We start from the raw sequence: 20,708 nt of genomic DNA on the forward strand, positions 1-20,708 counted from the left end.
GCATGGCCGAACTCGCGCAACCGAACATCGTCTTCGACGAGGGCTGCCCCGATTGCGGCGAGCGGCGCGCCGTGCTGCCGGTCCCGCTGCCGGGCGTGGCCGACGACTTCGACTGGCGCACGCGCGACTATGACGGCTTCCGCCTCTTCCTCATGCAGGAACTCGCGCACCGCTTCCCCGAGCGGCGGCGCTGGACGCCGGCCGACATGGAGGTGGTCATCGTCGAGCTGCTGGCGGCGGCGCTCGACCGCGCCTCGCATGCGCTGGATGCCGTGCAGGCCGAGCGCTACCTGGAGACGGCGCGGCGGCCGCAATCGGTCCGGCGGCTGCTGAAGCTCATCGGCTACGACGCGCCGGAGCGCGGCGATCCCGCCGCGCTCGACGCGCTGCCGCCCCGGCCCGGCGGCGCGCCGGAGAGCCGCGCGGAAAGGCTGGAGCGCCACTGGGCGCTGAACCCCGCCGCCATGGAGGAGGCGCGCGCCCTCGGGCCGCGGCTGATCGGCGAGCAGCGCCGCATGGTCACCCTGGCGGATCACGCGCGGATGCTGGAGCGGCATCCGCTGGTCGCCCATGCGCTGGCGCGGCTGGTCTGGGCGGGCGGCTGGAACACGCTGCTGCTGGCCGTGCGGCTCGCCGTCGATGCGGAGATCGACACGCCGCTGCATGCCGGCCCGCCGCCGGCCGACGGGCGGCCGAGCGGCCTCACCCCCGCGCTGTGGCGGGAGGTCCAGGCCTTCCATGCCGACCACCGCCTGGCGCTCCCGCCGGTGGATGCGGGGCTGACGGCGCGCCGCCTGCTGCGGGTGCTGGTGGAGCGCTACCGCATGGTCGGCTCGGAGGTGTTCCTGGAGAGCGCCGTCGCCGCGCCGGTGAGCTTCGCGCTTTCCGTGCGGGTGGCGCCGGGCTTCTTCCGCTCCGAGGTGCGGCAGGCGCTGGAACAGGTCTTCTCCGCCGACCAGGGCGGCTTCTTCGAGCCCGGCCGCTTCGGCTTCGGCGACGACCTCTACGCCTCCGACATCATCGAGGCCGCCATGCGGGTGGAGGGCGTCTCGGTCGCCTGCCTGAACCGGCTGAAGCGCCTCGGCGGCGGCTTCCCGGACCGCGTGGCGGCGGGCTTCATCGACATCGGCGCCGGGGAATACGTGCTCTGCGAGAACCGGCGCGGCGCGCCGGAGAAGGGCCACTGGCGCCTCGGCCTCAGCGGCGGGGAGGCGGCATGACGGCGCCCCCGACCCTCCGGCCCGGCCAGGCCGCCGACCTCACCCGCTGGAACCGCGCCGGGCTGCGGCGCTTCCGCTACGTCGATGGCGACGCCGCCGTTTGGCTGGAGGAGCTGCGCATCGCCATGCTCGGCCTGTTCCTGCGCGGCGGCCCGGCGGAGCTGATGCCGCTGCGCCTGCCGGAACACTGGCGGGACCTCTTCATGAAGCCGGTCTCCGAATGGCCCGACGAGGCCGAGCGGCGGCTGGTCGAGGCCTGGTCGGACACCGCGGCCTTCCTGCCGGCCTATCCGCCCGCGCCGGAAAGCGCCGGCCGCCGCAATGCCCGGCTGCTCGACCAGTACGCCCGGCGCTCGGACGACTACGCCTGGGAGATCATGCGGGCCTTCGCCCGCGCCGCGCACGTCCTGCTCGGCCATGCCGACGCCTTCGCCAACGAGGGCTACCTGCGCACCGCCACGCAGTGGGACAACATCCGCAAGCTGGCGGCGATGGTGAACTACCAGCCCACCCCGCCCGCCTCGGCGGTCACGCTCGTGGCGCTGCTCGTGGAGGGCGTGCCGGGGCCGGTGGAGGTCGCGCGCGGCCTCGCCCTGCGCCACACGCCGCCCGGCGGCGGGGCGCCGCTGGTTTTCGAGACGCTGCGGCCGGTGCAGGCCCATCCCGCCCTCAACGCGGCGCGGGCCAGCGGCTGGAACCGCAACGCCAAGCCGCTGAGGTTCGACGCCCCCGCCTTGTGGGAGCTGCCGGCCAAGGCGAGGCTCGCCGTAGGCGACGCCGCCGTCCTTGTTTCCGCCGGACCGGACGCCAAGGCGAGCGCCGCCCTGCGCATCGCGTCGCTGGTGGCAGGCCCGGCGCCGGAAACCGCGCTGCTCGGCCTGGACCCCGTCGAGAAGCCGGCGCTCGCGCTGGCCGATGCGCGGCTCCTCGTCGAGCCCCGCGCCCGCCGCCCCGGCATGCCGCGCTCGGGCGGCGGCACGCTGGTCGTGGAGGTGGATCAGGCCGGCGTCTTCGCCCGTGACGCCGTCGTGCAGGTGCATGCCGCCGGCAGGCTCTTCCAGGCCGTGGTGCTTTCGGGGGAGAGCCGCATCCTGCGCCTCGCGACGTCCGAAAGCCTGCCTGCCGGGCCTGTCTCGGTGGAGCCGCTTTCCGCCATCGCCGCCCCGGCGGGGGTGGTCTCGACCATGGCGAATGTCTCCCAGGTCTTCTTCCGCAACGGCGTGGCGGGCAGGCCGCCGGTGGCCGTCTCCCGCTTCGAGGACGAGAAGGCCGGGGACAAGTTCGTCGCCCGCCGCTTCATGGGCACGGCGGAGGCCGTGGGCGCCGGCTTCGTCGCCGCCGAGCATGGGCCGCGCCATGCCGGGCAGGTGGTGGCCGCGGCGCCGGAGGTGGTGCCGCGTTCGGGCGGCGGCGGCGAGGAGACGGTGCGCTTTGCCGGCAGCCCGCCCGCCGGGCTCGCCCAGGGCGACTGGTTCGTCGCCCGCCCGCTGGATGGCGGCGCACCCTTCGCCCTGCAGGCGCGCGGCGTCCTTCTGCGCGCGGGCGCCTATTTCGTCGCATTCGACCGGCCGGTGAAGGCGGACCCTGCGCAGATCGAATTCGCCGGGCCGATGACACGCAGCCTGCGCCCCGCCGGTTACGACCGCAGCGAGGCGTTGCCGCTCGATGGCGGCAGCCTGGAGCTCGCGGACCTGCCCCCCGAGGCGGCGGCGCTGGTGCGCCCGGGCCACCGGATCGTCGCCGAGCATGAGGCCGGGGCCGAGCGGCGCTTCGCCCTGCTCACCGTGCGCGACGCGCAGCCCGTGCCGGAGCGGCGGGCGCTGCGCCTCGCCGTCACCGTCGCCGGCGACCTCGCCGGCTGGCAGGCGGGCCACACGATCTTCCGGCTCAACACGGCCGAGGCTTCGCATGGCGAAACCCAGGGCGTCCGGACACTGGGCTCCGGCAATGGCGAGCAGGCGCGGCAGAGCTTCCTCCTGCCGGTTTCCGAGGTGAGCTTCATCCCCTCCACCGCAGCCGGCTCCGGCGTGGTGCCGGACATCGACGTCGCGGTGAACGACGAGCGGTGGGCCTATGCCGACCACACCGACCCGGATGCCGAGGGGCGCGCCGCCTATTCCACCACCCTGGAGGAGGACGGGCGGCTGCGCGTCCATTTCCGCCGCCGCCTGCCGACCGGCACGGACAACGTCGTCCTGCTGCGGCACCGCCTCGGCACCGGCGCGGCGGGAAACGGCGTGCCGGCGCTCTCCTTCGCCCGGCCGATGCAGCGGCACCGCTTCGTCACCGCCGTGGTGCAGCCCTTCGCCACGGCCGGCGGCGCCGACCGCGAGCCGGTCGCGGCCATCCGCGAAAGCGCCTCCAGCCGGCTCGGCGCCAACGACCGCGCCGTCTCGCTGGCCGATTTCGAGCGGCTGGCGCGCCGCCACAGCAGCGTCTGGCAGGCGCGGGCGCGGCTGGAGCCGGGCCCCGGGCCGGCGGCGCGCGTCGCGGTCACCATCGTGCCGGCCGGCGGCGGCGCCTCCAATCCGGCCCTGCGGCAGGAGATCGCCGCCTTTGTCTCGGCCCGCGCCCTGCCGGGCACGCGGGTCGCCATCGCGGACCATGTCCCGGTGCCGGTCCTGGCCTCGGTCACCCTGCGCATCGACACCGCGCGCTTCGACCAGGCGAAGGTCGCCGAAGCCGCGCGCGAGGCCATCCTGAACGCCTTCAGCCTGCGCCGCAGAACCCTTGGCCAGCCCTTCTACCTCGCGGAGCTGCTGGCCGCCGCGGAGAATGTGGAGGGCGTGCGGACCACGGTGGTCACCGCCTTCGGGCGGGCCCCCGGCGCGCCCGCGGTGCAGCGGGAAGGGGCGATCGGCGGGGCGCTGGCGGTGATCCAGCCGCGGGCGGATCAGGTCGCCTTCCTGCCGGGCGCCGCCGCCCTCGGCATCGCGGTGGAGGCGGCGTGATGGCCGGCCCGCTCACCCCGCGCGACCTGGAGAGCCGCGCCGGACGGCTGCTACTGCGCGAGCTGCCGGAGGAGCACCGCTACCGCGACCGCATCGCCGCCCCGCCCGGCGAGCCCGGCGACCTCGCCGCCTACCTGCACGGCTTCGGCCAGTTCCTCGACCTCCTGCGCGGCACCATCGAGCAGTCCTACGCCGATGCCTTCGCCGAGCCGGCCGACAACGGGCGGGAGATCCAGGGCTGGCTGCTGCCCTATATCGCGGAACTGGTCGGTGCCGAGCTGCTCGCCCCCGACCCCGGGCGCCGCCGAGCCGAGCTCGACAACGCCATCCTCTGGTTCAAGACCAAGGGCACCCTGGTCAACCTCGATGCCATCGCCGACGTGGTGAGCGGTGCCGAAACGGTGGTGGTCGAGGGGTGGCGCCGCGTGCTCGCCACGCCGCGCATCGCCCTGCCGCCCTTCAGCCTGCCGCGCGGAACGCGGGACGGGGACGATCCCCTGGCGCCTCCAGGCCTGCCGCTCGGCACGCCCGACCTGCGCTTCATGAACCGCGCCGTGGCCGACCCGGCCGGCGCCAGCCCGCTGTTCCGGCTGGCGGCACCGCGCCTGGACGCGGAAGGGCGGCGCATGGCGCCCGCCGAGGCCTACTGGCGGCCGCGCGCGCCGCGCGGCGCGCCCTGCTTCCCCGGCGCCTATGACGACACCGCCCTGCGCACGCCCGACCTGCGCGACGGCTCGCGCCCGGATGTCGGGCCGCATCCGCGCCGCGCCATCGTCCATATCCGGCCGCCGCAAGGCTTCTTCGAGCCGGGCCAGAAGCGCGTGCCGCTGCCCGACGAGGCGAACCCGCTGGCCTTCCGGGCCGGCGAGACCGCCACCCAGCTTTTCCGCCCGGCCGACATCCTGGCGGCGCGGGGAGTGCCGCTGCAGCCGGCCCCCGGGCGCGTCGTCGCCGAGATCGCCGGCACGCTGCGCGTTCCCGCCGGCCTCGCCATCGCCTTCGAGGATGTGCTGTTCACCGGCCGCATCCTGGTGGAGCAGGGCGGGCGGCTGATCCTGCGGCGCTGCGCGGCCGACGAGATCGCGCTGGAAGCGGCGGAAGGCGAGCCGATGCTGCGCGCGGCTGACTGCCTGCTCCGCACCGTGCAGGGGCCGGAGTCCTTTGCCGAGCTTGTCCACGTCACCCTGCTCGGCGAGGCCAGGCTCCGCCGCCTCTGGGCCTCGGACTGCCTGTTCGCGGGGATGCTGACCGGGCTCGATGCGGAAGCCGGCACGAGCTGCGTCCGCTTCTCCCGCCTGCCGGACCTGGCCGTGCTGGCCGGGGCCTCGGGCGGGTGGAACCCGAGCAACACCACGGATGATCCGAACTTCCTCCGCCTGTTCTTCCGGGAGGGCGAGACATGCCGGCTCCGCACGCCCGGCTACGGCGAGCCGGGGGCCGGGGTGCTGGACCTCACCAGCTCGGCCGCCATCACGCAGGGCGCGGAGGATGGCGCCGAGATGGGCGCATTCCATCACCTGTACCTGGCGGCGCAGGTGCGCGCCCTGCGGCTGAAGCTGCGGGACTTCCTGCCGGTCGGCCAGGATCTCGCGCTGCGCTACGACCGCCACCTGATGCAGCCGCCGAGCCGGCTGGAATAGCGTCGCTCGCGAGACGGCGCGCGGAAAAGGAAAGGAGGCTGCCATGAAGGCCCAGGTCTCGCGACGAAGCCATCGTCCGGAGATGCGCTATTCCGGCGCCTACGCGATCCAGGGCGGCATGGTCACTGACGCGGACCTGGGCGAGGGCGTCGACCTGGTGCGGGCAAGGGTGGAGGCGCTGGATGGCGACACGGTGCGCCAGGGCGTCCCCGCCGAAGGCGGCGCGGTGGCCATCGAGGGCGGGCTGCCGGTGCTGCGGGAAGGGCGCATCCATGCGGGCGGGGTGGCCGGCTGGCTGGCGGCGGCGCCGGGCACGGCGCCCGCCGGGCCGCTCGACCTGCTGACCATGCAGGCCGACCTTCCCCTCGCCCCGGCACCGCCGGCCGGGCAGGACCTGGTGCTCTTCGCCGATCTCTGGGAGCGGCCGGTCTTCTTCCTGGAGGACGGCTATCTCGCCGATCCCGGCCTGCACGGCGCCGAAACCTCCTTCCGCACCCGCACCATGGTGCAGATCAAGGCCGCGCCGCTCGCCGCGGCAGGCGATATCGAGGCGGGAACCGGCGCCTGGCCCCGCATCGGCACGGCCGAGGCCAGCGTGACGCCCGTGGCGCCGGACGTGGTGGTGGATGAGTGCGATCCCTGCGCCGAGGTGGTGACGCTGCGGCAGGAGGTGGCGAACGCCCTGTTCCGCCTGGAGGTGCTGGACGTCGAGGGCGCCCCCAATGCGCCAACCGCGCTGCGCATCGCCTGGTCCATGGAGAACGCCGCCGCCATCGCCCCCGCCACGGTGGATCCGGAGGATTTCGAGCGGGCCGGCGCCGTCTATGAATTCTTTTCGCCGATCACCGAAAGCGCGCTCGGCCTGCTCCCGGCCGGCGGCGCGGGACGGCGCTCCGCCTTTGTGGACGACCTGCAGGCCGCCCCCGACCCGCCGCAGGACCATGACGGCACGCCCTGGCGCTTCCTGCGCCGCTGGGACGGCACGGCGCGGATCGACCTGGCCGGCGGCGCGGTGACGGATGCGCTGGGCGGCGGCGCGCCCGGCGCCGCGGCGGTGGCCGGAAGCAAGCTTACCGTGACGCTGCCGGCCTTCTCCATCACGGTGGAGACGGCGGGGGCCGCGCTGCTGGCCGGCGATTACTGGCTGGTGGAGCTGCGGCGCTTCGCGGCGGAGGCAGAGCGCGTCCGCCTCGTCTCGCCACACCCGCTCGGGGTGCAGCACCACTACTGCACGCTGTTCCGCATCGGCGCCGACGGCACGCGGCAGCCGCTGAACGAGGCCGAGCGGCGCAAGCTCAGCTTTCCCGCGCTGAGCGACCTGCCGGCCAGCCATGTCCGCTACGACAACACCTGCGAGAAGCTCTATGGCGGCGCGGCCAGCGTGCAGCAGGCGCTCGACGCGCTGTGCGGCATCGCGGCCGAGGATATCGGCTTCGACCCGGCGACCTGCCCCGTGCTGTTCGACGGCGCCGACACCGTGCAGAAGGCGCTGGCCAACCTCTGCAAGGTGAACTTCTCCGTCGAGCCGATCCTGCGGGCGACGATGGACTGGGGCGTGCTCTGCGGCATCGTGCCCGGCCTCGCGGCGCGCGACCCGGCGGCCGTGCGGCTTTCCGCCGGCTCCTTTCTCGACCGCGCCGGGCGGGTCGGCCGTATCGAGGACACCGCGCTGCAACTGTCCGGGCTGCCGCGCGAGAACGTCCACTTCGAGAATGACGACCAGCTCGCGGCGGCGCTGCGGGAGAAGCGCGTGTGCCTGGCGCTGGCGCTCGGGGAGGGCGGGGCGGTGGGCTTCCACCTCGTCGAGAGGAACAGCGCCTTCGGTCCCGCCGATCCGGGCTACGAACAGGCGGTGGAGAGCTGCGTCAGGCGCACCGGCCATCTGGACCTCGGCGGCGTGCTCGGGACGATCCGCCCGGAACTCGCCGACCGCGTGGTGCTGGCGGCCGCCAACGGCAAGGCCCTCGGCGGCGCCGCGACCCTGACGCAGGCGGAGGCGCAGGAGGTGGCCACCGCCAACAAGAACCTGCTGGAGCAGTTCCGCGGCCTGGGCAACGCGCAGGAGGTGGCGCAGGTCGAGGCGCGCTGGGCGACGATCGAGGGGGAGACGGCGGACGAGGCCATCGGCACCGCGCGCGAGGTGCGCAACATGCAGCGCGAGGCCCTGAAGCTCGGCGCGCTGCTGGAAACCGATCAGCAGCGGCGCATCCGCTGCGCCTGCCAGTCCTGGTTCACCCCCTGCCCGCCGGAGCTGGGCGAGCCGCCGCACTACGTGCCGCTCGCCTGCCTGCGCGGCGGCTGGGACGGGCGCATCCTTCTGGAGGAGGTCTGCGGTCATTGCGGCCGCAAGCAGGCGCTGACCCCGCGCGCGCTGCGTTACCATGCCGGCGAAACGCTGTGGAAGCATGACGTTGGCGAGAATGCCTGCTGCCCTCCGCCCGCCAGGCCCGACCGGCCGCCCGTCATCTGGGACCCCGTGCGGCCCTTCCCGCTCCCCCGCCCCCCCATCGGCCCGCTCGATCCGGGGCCGCTCGCACCTTTCGGCGGCGTGCGCCCGAACGTCGCGGACCTGGCGCCGAACGTCGCGCGCGGCGTGCTGGCCGGAAACGGGCTGGACATCACCGCCGAGATCGACCTCGGCGACCCCGCCGCCTTCGACAAGCTGCGCACCGCCACCAGCGGCATCGATCCGGCGGCGCGGCTCTCCGGCGGCGCCGTCGCGAAGCCCGGCGACAAGGTGGCGCTGCTGGTGCAGGACGGCGTGGCGCGGGACTACGTCATCCTGGAGAGGGGGGCGGGAAAGTATCTCTTTCCGACCGGCCCGGCCGCCGCGCCGGACCTTGCCGAGCTGAACACCCGCATCGAGGCCGCGAACGCGATCAAGGAGGCGCTGGGCGGCGAGGTGGCGGAGGTCGGGCGCATGCGCGACGGCCTCACCGCCGATGTGGATCGGCTGCGCCAGGAGATCACCGCGCTCACCACGGCGCGCGCGGAGGCGGTCGCCGCGGTGGAGCAGACCAGGGCCGACATCGCGCAGGTGAACGCCCAGCAGGCCGCGGCGGTGGAGAAGATCGCCGGGGTGCGGCAGGAACTGGCGGCGCTGGACAACCAGCGCATCAAGCTCGTCGAGGACACGCGGCGCGCCCAGCCGATCGGCGCGCTCTTCGCCGACCGGCCGGAGCTGGCGGAGAGGCTGCGCGGCGCCGGCGTAAGCTCGGTGGGCGAGTTCGCGGACCTTTCGCCGGAGCGGATCGCCGCGCTGACCAGCAGCCAGATCATGAACACGACAGAGCTGGACCAGAACAGGCTGCGGGCGACCCAGTTCATCCGCGGGCAGAACGGCTGAGCCGCGCCGGAGGCGCGGCAGGAGGGCGGCGATGGCACAGCACAAGCGGGTCCGGCGCCGGGCGAGGGCGCGCAAGGGCGTTCCGGTTCTGCGGCGCGCCCCGAGCCGGGCGGCGGCCGGCGCGCAGGCCGAGGTGAAGAAGCGCCTGCCGGCCGGCGAGGCGGTGACGGTCGGCGCCGCGAAGGACCCGGCCGAGAAGGCGGCGGAGCAAGTGGCGAAGGCGGCCGTGCGGGCGCGGCCGGAGCCGGGCAAGGCGGGAGCGGCGGAGGTGCCGCACCCGGCGGTGAAGCCGCGGCCGGCGAAGCCGGATAGTCCCCCGGCCCGGGCCGGCGAGCACGCCGCCGCCGCGAGGGCGGCGGCGCGGGCCGATGCGCCGCGGCAGGCGGAGGACCAGGCCGCCTTGACGAGGCCGGTGGCACGCCGGATGCCGGCGGCGCCGGCCGCGTGCGGCAGCGGCGGCGCGGCTCCCTCCGGTGCGGGGGGCGCGCCGGCGCGGGCGAACCGCGTGGCGGAGGCGGCCCTCGGCGCGGGCCAGCCGCTGCCTGCCCGTGAGCGGCGCTTCTTCGAGCCGCGCCTTGGCGCCGACCTTTCGGCCGTGCGCCTGCATGCCGGCGCCGAGGGCGCGGAGGCGGCGAACCGGATGGAGGCGCGGGCCTTCGCGCTGGGCGACCACCTCGCCTTCGCGCCGGGCGAAGCGCAAAACCTTTCAACACCGGCGGGCCGGGACCTGCTGGCACATGAGCTTGCCCATGTGGTGAGCGAGACCGGCGAGGCGCGGCGCCGCCGCAAGCCGGACCGCCCCGGCGGCCGGAAAGGCTGAAGGGGCGGAGCGCCGCGCCATGAAGACCACGGCGGCCCCGCTGCCCGCCAAGAAGGCCCCGCCGTTGCGCCGCCGCGCCGCGCCGGCGCGCCTGCCGGCGGCCCGCGTGGCCGCGCCGGAGGCGCCGGCCCTCCGTGCGAAGCTGGAAGTCGGCGCCGCCAACGATCCCTTTGAACGAGAGGCGGAGGCCAATGCCGAGCGCGTCGCCACCATGTCCGCCCCGGCGCTTCCGGCGGCGGCGGATGGCGGTCCGCTGCGTCGCGCCGGCATCAACGACCAGCCGTCGCTGGACGCGCTGGACAACGCGCCGCCGCTGCCGGCCGAGCAGGAAACGCCCGAGATCCCGCCGGCCGAGGATGTTGACACCACCAAGCTCGACCAGGGCGACGTCGCCGAGTTCGAGAGCGGCAAGCCGGACGAGCCGGAGGCGGAAGCCGCGCCGGCGCAGCCCGCGCGCGACACGGGCGGGGCGGCGGCGGTGGGGCCGGAGGGGGGAGCGGCACCGGCGGACGTGGCGGCGCGGGTGGCGGCGCCGGGGCCGGGGCGGCCCCTGCCGGCGGAGGTGCGCAGCTTCATGGAGCCACGCTTCGGCGCCGAATTCGGCCGCGTGCGCGTCCATGACGCCGCCGGTGACCGCCGGGCGGCGCGGCGCATCGGCGCCCGCGCCTTCACCCACGGGGCGGATGTGTGGATCGGCCCGGGCGAGAGCGTGCAGGACCGCCGCCTGATGGCGCATGAGCTGACCCATGTGGTGCAGCAGACCGGCCGCGGCGCGCAGGCGCCGGCGGCGGGCGCGGCGCCGGCCCTGAGCGCGGATGCCGCCATGCCGCTCCGCCGCGGCTGGCTGGCCAACAAGGCCGAGAAATACGCGCGCCAGGTGCCGGGCTACACGCTGGTCTGCGTCATTCTCGGCAAGAGCCCGATCACCGGCGACCCGGTGCCGCGCACGGCGGAGAACCTGATCGGCGGCTTCATGGGGCTGGTGCCCGGCGGCACGCTGCTGTTCGACCGGCTGAAGGAGGCGCGCGTGCTGGAGCGCGCCTTCGCCTGGGTATCCGAGCGGCTGAGCAGCCTGGATATCACCTGGTCGCGCGTGATGCGCCTGATCGACGAGGTGATCGACGTCTTCCCGACCTGGCACCCGATCCGCGAGATCGAGCGCATCTTCGGTCCGCTGGTCTCGGACATCCTGACCTTCCTTTCGGAGGTCAAGGACAAGATCCTGGAGCTGATCGTGGAGGGCGCGCTGAAGCTGGCGGGGTCCTATGGCGAGCGGGTCTGGGGCATCGTCCAGCAGGCGCGCGAGACGATCCACCTGATCCTCGATGACCCGCTGGGCTTCGCCAAGAACCTGATCTTCGCGGTGGTGAAGGGCGTCGGCCAGTTCGCCGACCACGCCCTGGAGCACCTGAAGAAGGGGCTGCTCGGCTGGCTCTTCGGCGCGCTTGGCGATGCCGGCCTGACCCTGCCGGACAAGCTGGACTTCAGGGGCCTGCTCTCGATCGCGCTGCAGATCCTCGGACTGACCTATGCCAGCTTCCGCGAGATGCTGGTGAAGGCCCTCGGCGAGGACGGCGAGCGCAAGGTGCGCTTCATCGAGAAGTCGGTCGAGGTCGCCACGATCCTGGTCAAGGAAGGCTTCGTCGGACTCTGGCAGAAGCTCCTGGAGATGATCGGCAGCTTCAAGGAAACGGTGGTCGACGGCATCAAGGACTACGTGACCACCTCGGTGGTGAAGGCCGGGCTGGCCTGGCTGGCAAGCCTCACCAATCCCTTTGGCGCGATCATCCGCATCGCCGTCGCCATCTACGACATGATCGTGGTCTTCCTGGAGCGGCTCGACCAGATCATCGAGGTCGCGACCGCGCTGTTCTCCTCCATGGGGGCGATCGCCAGGGGCCAGCTGCAAAGCGCCGCCGACCATGTGGAGGCGACGATGGGCCGGACGGTGCCGGTGGTGATCGCCTTCATCGCCGGCTTCCTCCGCCTCGGCGGGATCTCGGCCTCCATCCGCAATACCTTCGCCAAGATCCGCGCGCCGGCGGACCGGGCGAAGGAGAAGATGGTCGTCTTTCTCGTGAAGAAGTCGCAGAAGCTGCTGGCGGGAGTGATCGGACGGCTGAACCGCAAGCGCAGCCTGCCCGGCGAGACCTTCCGGATCGGCGACAAGGAGCACCGGCTCTATGCCAAGAAGAAGGGGCGCAAGGCGGAGATCATGGTGGCCTCCACCGAGCGGCCGCTGAACGATGTGGAGGCGCTCGACATCATCGAGGCGAAGAAGATCGAGGATGCCAAGGCCAGAACGGCGGCCGACAGCTTCAACAAGGAGGTCGCCAAGGGCGACAAGGAGGTTTCGGCCGAGGCGAGGAAGACCGACCTGGACAGCAGGAAGACCAACAACCGGCGCGCCCTCAACAAGCTGCGCGACGAGCTCAAGGAGATGGCGCGCGGCATCGAGGCCGCCGCCAGGCCGCTGGTCGAGAGCGGTGCCGCGGAGGCGAGCGAGGACGGCCCGCTGTTCCGCGCCCGCGAGCCGCGCAGCGAGCTGGAAGGCAGCGCCGGCAGCTACCGGGAGGTGAAGAAGCTTTCGGCGAAGGCGGTGCCCGGCGGCGCCAACCGGCGCGAGTCCACCTATTACGAGGCGGACCACGTGATCGAGAAGCGCTTTCCAAAGGCGGTCATCGAGAATCTGCACCTGCTCGACCCGCGCCAGCGCCCGGCCGGCGGCGAGCCGACGCTGATCCGGGCCAGCGCGCGCGAGGCCAATACCCGCAGCGCCTCCGGCGCCAGCGTCGGCGCGGCGACGGCGGCGCAGTACAAGGCCGGAAAGCCCTTCGGGCAGCTCGGCGAGGGCGCCGCCATCGCGCGCATCGACGACGACGCGTCGGATTTCCCCGCCATCCTCGTCTACCACCGCGCGCATCTGAAGGGCGGCGAGAAGGGTGCCGGCCGGGGCGGCCATGAGGAGATGGTGGCCGCCGCCGCCAAGGCGCAGGACCCGCACCTCGCCCTGCGCGGCGCCTTGCGGAAGCAGCTCGACCAGGAGCTCGCGGCGATCGCCCAGGCCTATGACAGCGACACCGCCGCGCCGGAAGCCGTCAGGCAGAAGGTTCGCGCGGGGCTCGACATCCTGCGCGAGCGAAACGTCGCGCTCTACGGGCTGGGCGGCGGCGGGGCGGGCGGCGCGGGCGCCGCCGCTCCGCCGCCTGGCGGCGCGCCGGCGGCCGCGGAGGCGAAGTCCGACTTCACCTTCACGCCAGGGCCGAAGGATGCCGGAAAGCCGGACTTCCTCAGCATCGAGGGGGCGGGCGGACCTTATTCCGAGAAGAGCGCGCTGGCGCGCGGCTATGGCGACTACTTCGAAACCGACCACATCATCGACAAAAGCGTGCCCCTGACGGTGAAGGGCCTCACGCTGGGCGATCCGCGCGTGCTGAAGCGGGCGCAGGAGAAGGCGAAGCCGCCGAAATCCAAGGCGGCAGCCCGTGCCGCCGCGCAGCGCGAGGCCGGGCTCGGCGGAAAGCCCTTCATCTCCGGACAGGGCCTGGCCGGCTACACGCTGGAAGCCGGCTTCTCCGTCGTGCTGTACCGGCCGATCCACCGCGCGATCACCCAGGCCCTGAGCACGGAGGCGCCGCTGCCGGAGGGCTGGGCCGGCAAGTTGCCGGACGAAGGCATCGGCGCCGTCGCCCGCTACATCGAGGAGGGCGACGAGGAGCAGATCGGCAGCGCGCAGGCCGCCTTTGGCCGGCACATGAAGGGCGTCTTCCTCCGCCGCACGCGCCAGCACGCCGACGAGGTGGCGGAGGAATACCGCAAGGAGCTGCCCAAGGTGGCCCTGCTGAACCCCGGGCGCGAGGCGCAGGCCAGGGAGCAGATGCGGCTGATCCTGCAAACCGTCGAGCGCAGTCTGCGCGACGCGGAGCGCAGGTCCGGCGGACTGTTCTGAGGCGCTCAGAAGTCGCCGCCGTCAACGCTCAGCACGATGAGGCCGTTGGCGGGGACCACGAGGGAGGCCGAATGCGGCAGGCCGTGCAGCGGGCCGCCATCGGCCCAGACCTGCCCGCCATTGCCCGCCAGGGCCGGGTTGACCCAGTTCTGGTAGACATCCGCGTTGAAGGCTTCCAGCCAGCGCCCCGCCCGCGGCATGCCGAGGCGGTAGCCGAACAGCGTCTCCTCGCGGAAGCTGGCGACCACCACGACGTCGCGGCCGCTGCCTTCCAGCCAGCGGTGGTAGGCCAGCACGCGCTCCGCCTCGTTCACGTGGAAGGCGTTCACCGCCTCGCCGCGCAGCGCGGGGTGCCGGCGGCGCAGGCGGACCAGCTCCTGGAAGAAGCGGAGGAAGTCGCTCATCGTCTTGTCGCCGCCGTCGAGGCCCTCCCACCAGATCAGCGGGTCCTGGTCGGGGTTGTCGCCCCATGGCTTGTCCTCCAGGAACTCCTGGCCCATGAAGATCATGGGAATTCCCGGCGCGGTCAGCAGGATCCCCGAGGCGACGCGGGCGCGGCTGGCGGCGTACCAGGAGCGCGGGTCGCCGGGATCGGCCAGCGCCGCGATGCGTGCCAGGGGTCCCTTGTCCTTGTAGGCCTCGTCATGGCTTTCGACGAACTGCACCGCGCGCCAGGCCGCCCGCAGACCGTGATGGCGGGCGGGGTCGAGGTTCCAGGCGATGCTGCCCAGCCCGACCGCCGCCCCGCGGCCCAGGCTCGCGGCCGCGACCGCCCCGCGCAGGGCGTAGCGCAGGCCGTCGTGCCAGAGCGCATCGAAGCCGGCGCCACCCTCCGCCACGGGGCGCACCAGCCAGGGGTCGGGCGGCCAGTGCTCGGCGACCTGGAGGGCGCCCGGTGCGGCGAAGCCGGTGGTGAGGGCGAGATCCCGGCAGTAGCGCACCCCGTCCTGCCCGCCATCCTGAAGGATGACGTCCACGCGGTCGTAGCGCATGCCGTCCACGTGGTATTCCTTCAGGAAGAAGGCGGCATTGTTGATCAGGAACTGCCGCACCTCCGGCTTCCAGAACGCGAAGACCGGCCCGCCGATATGCTCCTGCTCGGTGAAGTAGAGGCTGTCGTTGGGGTTGGTTCCCGCGGCGCGGTCGAAGAAGTAGATGCTCTCCGGCTGGCCGTCGATCTGGAAGCCGGCGTGGTTGTGCACGACGTCCAGCAGCAGGGCGACGCCGTGCAGGTGCAGGATGTCCACCAGCGCCTTCAGCTGGTTGACCGGCGGTGCCAGCGCGCCGGGGCCGAGCGGCGCCTGGCCGCAGCGCGCCAGCAGCGCGTTCACCCGCCCGAGATGCGGGCCGAGCGCCGCCGCGTCGAGGCCGTAGTCCATCTCGGGGGAGAACAGGTCGGAACCGTCATAGCCGCGGCTGCGGATCGAGGCGAACTCGCCGATCGGCAGCAGCTGCACCGCGTTGACGCCGAGCGCCAGGAGATGGTCCAGGCGGTCCAGCACGTCCAGGAAGGTGCCGACGCGCCGGCGCCGGTCAGGTCCGGCGAAGGTGCCGACGTGCAGCTGGTAGATGACGAGGTCGTTGAAGGCGGGTGGCCGGTAGCCGCCGTCGTGCCAAGGATAGCTCCCGGCGTCGCGGAGGATGCAGTCGCAGTCGGGATAGGCGGGCTGCCGGGTCAGTTCCCGCGCATAGGGGTCGCGCTTGCGGCCCGCGCTGCCCTGGCCGACCACGTGGAACATGTACGGGTCGCCGTCCCTGGCGCCCGGCACGAAGCCCGCCCAGTAGCCGGCGCCGTCCCGCACGAGCCGGTTGCCCTCATGCGGCTGCCAGCCGTCGCTCCCGCCGAATCGCCCGATCACATGCACCGCCAGCGCGCGCGGCGCCCAGGCGCGGAAGCTCGCGCCATCCGCCACCAGGTTGGCGCCGAGCGGCGTGTCAGGCGACAGATGGACCTGCGATGCCGGCATTCGTGTCTGCTTCCCGCGTGGCCGCCACGGCCTCACTTCAACGGGATTCCGTTCCGATCAAGAAATCAAATATTGCAGGGCGGCGGCATGCGCGCAGGATCGGCGCGCGGCCGGGACGGAGCGGGGAGGCACCGCCATGCGAGTGATGCGCCTGATGTCGGGGTTGCTGCTTGTTCTGGCGATGCCCGGCTGGCGGGTGGCCCGCGCGGAGCCCTGGATGGGCAACCTGCTGCTGCGTGACCCCGCTGCCCCGGCGGAGGCGCGGCCCGGCAACTACGGCACCGTCAAATACTTCATCGACGAGGCGCGGGGCGAGCACGCCGCGCTGGCCGTCGAGATCGAGGTCCAGGCCGATGGCAGGCCGCCCGAGGCCCTGGAGGTGCAGGCCTTCAGCAACCTGAACCGGCGCGATCACGCGAAGGTCTGGGAAAGCCCCGAGGCCGCCGGCGGACCGGGCAGCTACTACATGACCTACCCGATGGCGCCGGCCGGCACGCATGGCGGCAATCTCGTCTACCGGGCCGAGCTGCCCGTGGAGCGGACCGGCGCCTACCGCCTGACCGCGCGCTTCCGCGCCGATGGCGGCCCCTGGCGCTGGCACAACGACTTCGAGGCCGGCGCCATGCGGCAGCGCGACGCCGCCATCGTGGTCTCGCCGCGCAAGGTGCTCGATCTCGCCCTCTACGAGGCGGCGCCCTTCGTGGTGGAGGCGCAGTCCGGCGGCGGCGAGGACCGGCGCAGCACGCTGGAGGACTTCCTGGAGCCGGACGCCGACGGCTTCGACCCCTTCAGCCTCGACCTCGTCCGCGGCGGGCTCGGCTTCAACGCCCTGTGGCTGATGCCGGTCTTCCCGAACACCCGCGAGCGCTGGGACCCGGACCAGCGGCGCTGGCTGCCGAACGCCTCGCCGGGCAGCCCCTACGCGGCGCGCGACTACTGGTCGGTGGACCCGCGCCTCTCGGAGGCGGGCACCGCCGCCGCCGCCATGGACCAGTTCCGCAGGCTCGTGCAGGCGGCGGACGAGAAGGGGCTCGACGTCTTCATCGACGTCGCCTTCAACCATGCCGGGCACGACGTGGTGATGGGCCAGGGCGGCGTGGAACTCGGGCTGGCGGCGCCCTCCGAGGCGGAGCGGCCGGTGCGCGAGCTGCGTCCGGCCTGGGCGACCAGCGGGCGCGACTACCGCGCGCATGCCAGCGGGCCTGAGGATCTCGCGCCCTTCGCGCCGGCCGACCGGCTCGGCGAGCACCGCTGGCTGGATGCCGGCATGGACTGGTACTTCGGCGACTATGCCGCGCTCGGGCCGAAGCCGGGCGCCGACACCACGCGCGGCGGCGCGCTCGACGAGCGCGACCTGCTCTACACCGACCTCGACCCCGCCGGCGGCCATGACAGCAGCGTGGAGGATCTCTGGCACTACTTCGCGCATATCCTGCCCTATTGGCTCGACCGCACCAATGGCGGGCTGGACGGGATCCGCGCCGATTTCGCGCAGGGACTGCCGCCGCAGGCCTGGGAATACATCATCAACACCACGCGCCAGCGGCGCTGGGACTTCGTCTTCCTCGCCGAGGCGCTGGACCCGGATCCGGTGCGCTACCGCGTCAACCGGCAGTTCGACCTCATCACCACCGTGGACCACTGGCTCTACCGGCGGTCCGACCTCACCATGGGCCAGCTCGTGGCCAGCCTGGAGGGCGAGGCGCGGCTCTACGGCGCCGCCGCGGCGGTGATGCACAACGGCACCAGCCATGACGAGGAAGGCAACGGGGACGCCTGGCTGATGACGGCGCGCCACGCCGTCGCCGCCGCGCTCTACGGCGTGCCCATGGTCTATATGGGGCAGCCGCTCGGGGTGGCGGGCAAGGTGGACTTCCAGAACTCCTGGGCCAACCTGGAGGCGGCCTGGAACCACGCCGATCCGGACGTCCTGGCCATGTACCGCCGGATCAACGCCGCCCGCGCGCGCAGCCCGGCGCTGCGCGGCCGCGCGCGCCACTTCCTCACGCGGCAATCGGCCGGCGGCTTCCGGGAGGACATCTTCTCGGCCGCCCGCTGGACGGAGGAGCCAGAGGTGGTGCTGGCCTTCGTCAACCTGCGCAACCAGGTCGTGGCACCCGAGACCTTCGCCATTCCCGACGCCGTGCCGCTCGACCCCGCCGGCCGCTACCAGGCCTTCAACCTGCTGGCCAATGACCCCGACACGCCGCTCTGGCCGCAGGCGCGCAGCGGCGCCGACATCCGGCGCGACGGCGTCTTCGTCCGCTTCAGCCTGCCGAACGAGGCGCAGTACCTCCAGTTGCGGCGTGCCGGATAGCAGGGGCGCCGGGCGGAATCCTCGACAAAGGCGGAACCCCTCCCCACCTCTGCGGCGACCGGAGGAGCATCATGAACACCTATCGCAAGACCCCCGAAGCCGTCGCCGCGCTCAACCCCGAGCAGTACCGCGTGACGCAGCAGAACGGCACCGAGCGGCCCGGCACCGGCGCGCTGCTGAACAACAAGGCGCCAGGCATCTATGTCGACATCGTCTCCGGCGAGCCGCTCTTCGCCTCCTCGGACAAGTTCGAATCGGGCTGCGGGTGGCCAAGCTTCACCAAGCCCATCGAGCCGGCGAATGTGAGCGCGTTGCGCGACACCAGCCACGGCATGGTGCGCATGGAAGTCCGCTCGGCGCATGGCGACAGCCACCTGGGCCATGTCTTCCCCGACGGCCCGCGCGACCGCGGCGGCCTGCGCTACTGCATCAACTCCGCCTCGCTACGCTTCGTGCACCGCGACGACATGGACGCCGAGGGCTACGGCGCCTATCTCGACCAGGTGAAGGAGGCGCCTTGAAGGGCGGCCCTCGCCCGGACGGCCCCGACGCGCGCTCCTGGCGCGCGCGTGTGGCGGCAGCCCCGCGCCCCATGGGTCATCATGGCGCGCGAGGCGCTCACGCGCCGCCGTCGGCCGGCAGCGCGGCAGCCAGCAGCATCTGCCCCCCGCGCTCCAGCGAACTGGCCGCCTCCTCGTTGCCGAGATAGGCCACCGAGGCGAAGGCGCCCTCCATCAGCAGCAGGATCGCATCCCCCAGCTTCTCCGGCTCCGCCGCGCCGGCCTCGGCGCAGATCTGCCGGATGAAGTCCCGCACCTTGCGCTTGTGCGTGTCGGCGACCTTGCGGGCGGGGTGCTCGGGGTTCGGGAACTCGGCGATGGCAAGGCCCAGCGCGCAGCCGCGGAAGCCCGGCCGGCGCAGCTCGGCGGCGGCGCGCGCCAGGAAGGCGGCCGGCCGGTCATGCGGCGGCAGGTCGGCGGCCTTGGCCTGCTCGTACCAGCAGGACATCTCCTGGCAGTCCTCCCCCAGGATGGAGGCGATCAGCGCGTCCTTGGAGGGGAAGGCGCGATAGAGGCCGATCTTGGTGGTGCCGGCCACCCGGCAGAGCTCCTCCACGCCCGTCGCCCGGATTCCCTGCCGGTAGAACAACTCCTTCGCCACCTCGCGTAGGCGCTGGGCCACCGGGCGGCGCGGCGTGGTGGGAACATCGCTCACGGTCAGGTCTCCTTCTGCTCGCCGGACTACACGCTTCGAGACAGGGTCTTGCAATGATACCGACCGGTTCGTATCAATGGTACGAACCGGTCGGTATCATCCGGCCTCTGGAGATTGGTCATGCCGACCCTGAATCGCAAGACCCTCGCCCCCCTGGCCCTGTCCCTGCTGCTCCCCGCCCTGCTGCTCCCCTCCCTGCCGCTGCACGCCCAGCCGGCGCCGCCCAGCGTCACCGTCGCCGCGCCGGAGCGCCGCCACATCACGGAATGGGAGGAGCACCTCGCCCGGCTGGAGCCCTCGGCCCGGGTGGAGCTGCGCGCCCGCGTCTCCGGCCAGGTGGAGGCGGTGCACTTCCGCGACGGGCAGCTCGTGCAGGCGGGCGACCTGCTCTTCACCCTCGACCCCCGCCCCTTCGACATCGCCATCGAGAGCGCCCGCGCCGAGCTGGCCCGCGCCGAGGCCAAGCTGGAGCTGGCGCGCCAGGAGATCGACCGCACCACCTCCCTGGTGCGCGACCGCTACGCGCCGCAGGCCCAGCTCGACACCCGCCGCGCCGCGCAGCGCGACGCCGAGGCCGGCATCGCCGACGCCCGCGCCCGGCTGCGCCAGGCCGAGCTGGAGCGGAGCTGGGCCGAGATCCGCGCGCCCCAGGCCGGCCGCGCCTCCGACCGGCGGGTGGATGCCGGCAACCTCGTGCAGGCCGGCAGCACGCTGCTGACCACCATCGTGGCGCTCGACCCGATCTATGCCAGCTTCGACATTAGCGAGGCCGACTACCTGCGGCTGGCCCGCCGCGGCGGAACGCGCCCGGGCACCGAGGCGCCGGAGGCCGCCGTGCAGCTCCGCCTCGCCGACGAGGCGGACTGGAGCCGCCGCGGCCGGCTGGACTTCCTCGACACCGCCCTCGACGCCCGCTCCGGCACCCTCCGCGCCCGCGCCACCCTGGCCAACCCGGACCTGTTCCTCACCCCCGGCACCTTCGCCCGCCTGCGCCTGCGCACCGGCGAGGGGGACGTGCTGCTGGTGCCGGACGCCGCCATCGCCGCCGACCAGGCGCAGCGCGTGGTGATGACCGTCGCCGCCGACGGCACCGTGGTCGCCAAGCCGGTGACGCTCGGGCCGGTGGTGGACGGGCTGCGCGTGGTGCGCGCCGGGCTCGACCGGCAGGACCAGGTGATCGTCGCCGGGCTGCACCTCGCGCGGCCGGGCAGCCGGGTCACGGCGGAGGCGCGCGCGCCCGCCGGCCCGGCGCGCCTCGCCGAGCAGCGCTGAGGGAGGGCCGC

11 protein-coding genes are annotated in these 20,708 nt (G+C 73.6%); 9 read left to right on the forward strand and 2 right to left on the reverse strand.

Translation table 11 applies throughout. From position 1 onward, the window contains the following. The first annotated feature begins 2 nt into the window (after positions 1–2). Genes E0493_RS18685 through E0493_RS18710 form a run of 6 tightly spaced genes read left to right on the forward strand, consistent with a single transcriptional unit; the run spans position 3 to position 13,926 of the window. A complete protein-coding gene (locus E0493_RS18685) occupies positions 3–1,220 on the forward strand; it encodes a baseplate J/gp47 family protein (RefSeq protein ID WP_160938774.1) in 1,218 nt (405 codons plus the stop codon). Continuing rightward, positions 1,217–4,171, forward strand: coding sequence for a baseplate J/gp47 family protein (locus E0493_RS18690; RefSeq protein ID WP_160938775.1), 2,955 nt, complete (start codon positions 1,217–1,219; stop codon positions 4,169–4,171). The genes E0493_RS18685 and E0493_RS18690 overlap by 4 nt, the downstream gene beginning before the upstream one ends. Beyond that, positions 4,171–5,811, forward strand: a complete 1,641-nt coding sequence (locus E0493_RS18695; protein WP_160938776.1) for a hypothetical protein — start codon at positions 4,171–4,173, stop codon at positions 5,809–5,811. The genes E0493_RS18690 and E0493_RS18695 overlap by 1 nt, the downstream gene beginning before the upstream one ends. Before the next feature lie 43 nt (positions 5,812–5,854). Further along, on the forward strand, positions 5,855–9,157 hold the full coding sequence (locus E0493_RS18700) for a hypothetical protein (protein ID WP_160938777.1): 3,303 nt from the start codon (positions 5,855–5,857) through the stop codon (positions 9,155–9,157). A 31-nt stretch (positions 9,158–9,188) separates the two neighbouring features. Continuing rightward, positions 9,189–9,977 (forward strand): eCIS core domain-containing protein, encoded by a 789-nt coding sequence (locus tag E0493_RS18705; RefSeq protein WP_160938778.1) that lies wholly within the window; start codon positions 9,189–9,191, stop codon positions 9,975–9,977. A gap of 19 nt (positions 9,978–9,996) precedes the next feature. Beyond that, positions 9,997–13,926, forward strand: coding sequence for an eCIS core domain-containing protein (locus tag E0493_RS18710; RefSeq protein WP_160938779.1), 3,930 nt, complete (start codon positions 9,997–9,999; stop codon positions 13,924–13,926). A 5-nt stretch (positions 13,927–13,931) separates the two neighbouring features. Here E0493_RS18710 and E0493_RS18715 read toward each other — a convergent pair whose 3' ends face one another. Continuing rightward, complete coding sequence (locus E0493_RS18715) at positions 13,932–15,893, reverse strand: alpha amylase C-terminal domain-containing protein (protein ID WP_160938780.1); 1,962 nt, start codon at positions 15,891–15,893, stop codon at positions 13,932–13,934. Positions 15,894–16,029: 136 nt separating this feature from the next. On the opposite strand from E0493_RS18715, the gene E0493_RS18720 reads away from it, so the two are divergent. Continuing rightward, complete coding sequence (locus tag E0493_RS18720) at positions 16,030–18,210, forward strand: alpha-amylase family glycosyl hydrolase (protein ID WP_160938781.1); 2,181 nt, start codon at positions 16,030–16,032, stop codon at positions 18,208–18,210. A gap of 71 nt (positions 18,211–18,281) precedes the next feature. After that, positions 18,282–18,731, forward strand: a complete 450-nt coding sequence (msrB, locus tag E0493_RS18725) for a peptide-methionine (R)-S-oxide reductase MsrB (protein WP_160938782.1) — start codon at positions 18,282–18,284, stop codon at positions 18,729–18,731. A 97-nt stretch (positions 18,732–18,828) separates the two neighbouring features. On the opposite strand, the gene E0493_RS18730 is transcribed toward msrB, so the two are convergent. Next, positions 18,829–19,425, reverse strand: coding sequence for a TetR/AcrR family transcriptional regulator (locus E0493_RS18730; protein WP_367614545.1), 597 nt, complete (start codon positions 19,423–19,425; stop codon positions 18,829–18,831). 120 nt (positions 19,426–19,545) lie between these two features. On the opposite strand from E0493_RS18730, the gene E0493_RS18735 reads away from it, so the two are divergent. Then, positions 19,546–20,697 (forward strand): efflux RND transporter periplasmic adaptor subunit, encoded by a 1,152-nt coding sequence (locus tag E0493_RS18735; protein WP_160938783.1) that lies wholly within the window; start codon positions 19,546–19,548, stop codon positions 20,695–20,697. The last annotated feature ends 11 nt before the right edge of the window (positions 20,698–20,708 follow it).

This window comes from Teichococcus coralli (assembly GCF_009829925.1).
GTDB lineage: Bacteria > Pseudomonadota > Alphaproteobacteria > Acetobacterales > Acetobacteraceae > Pseudoroseomonas > Pseudoroseomonas coralli.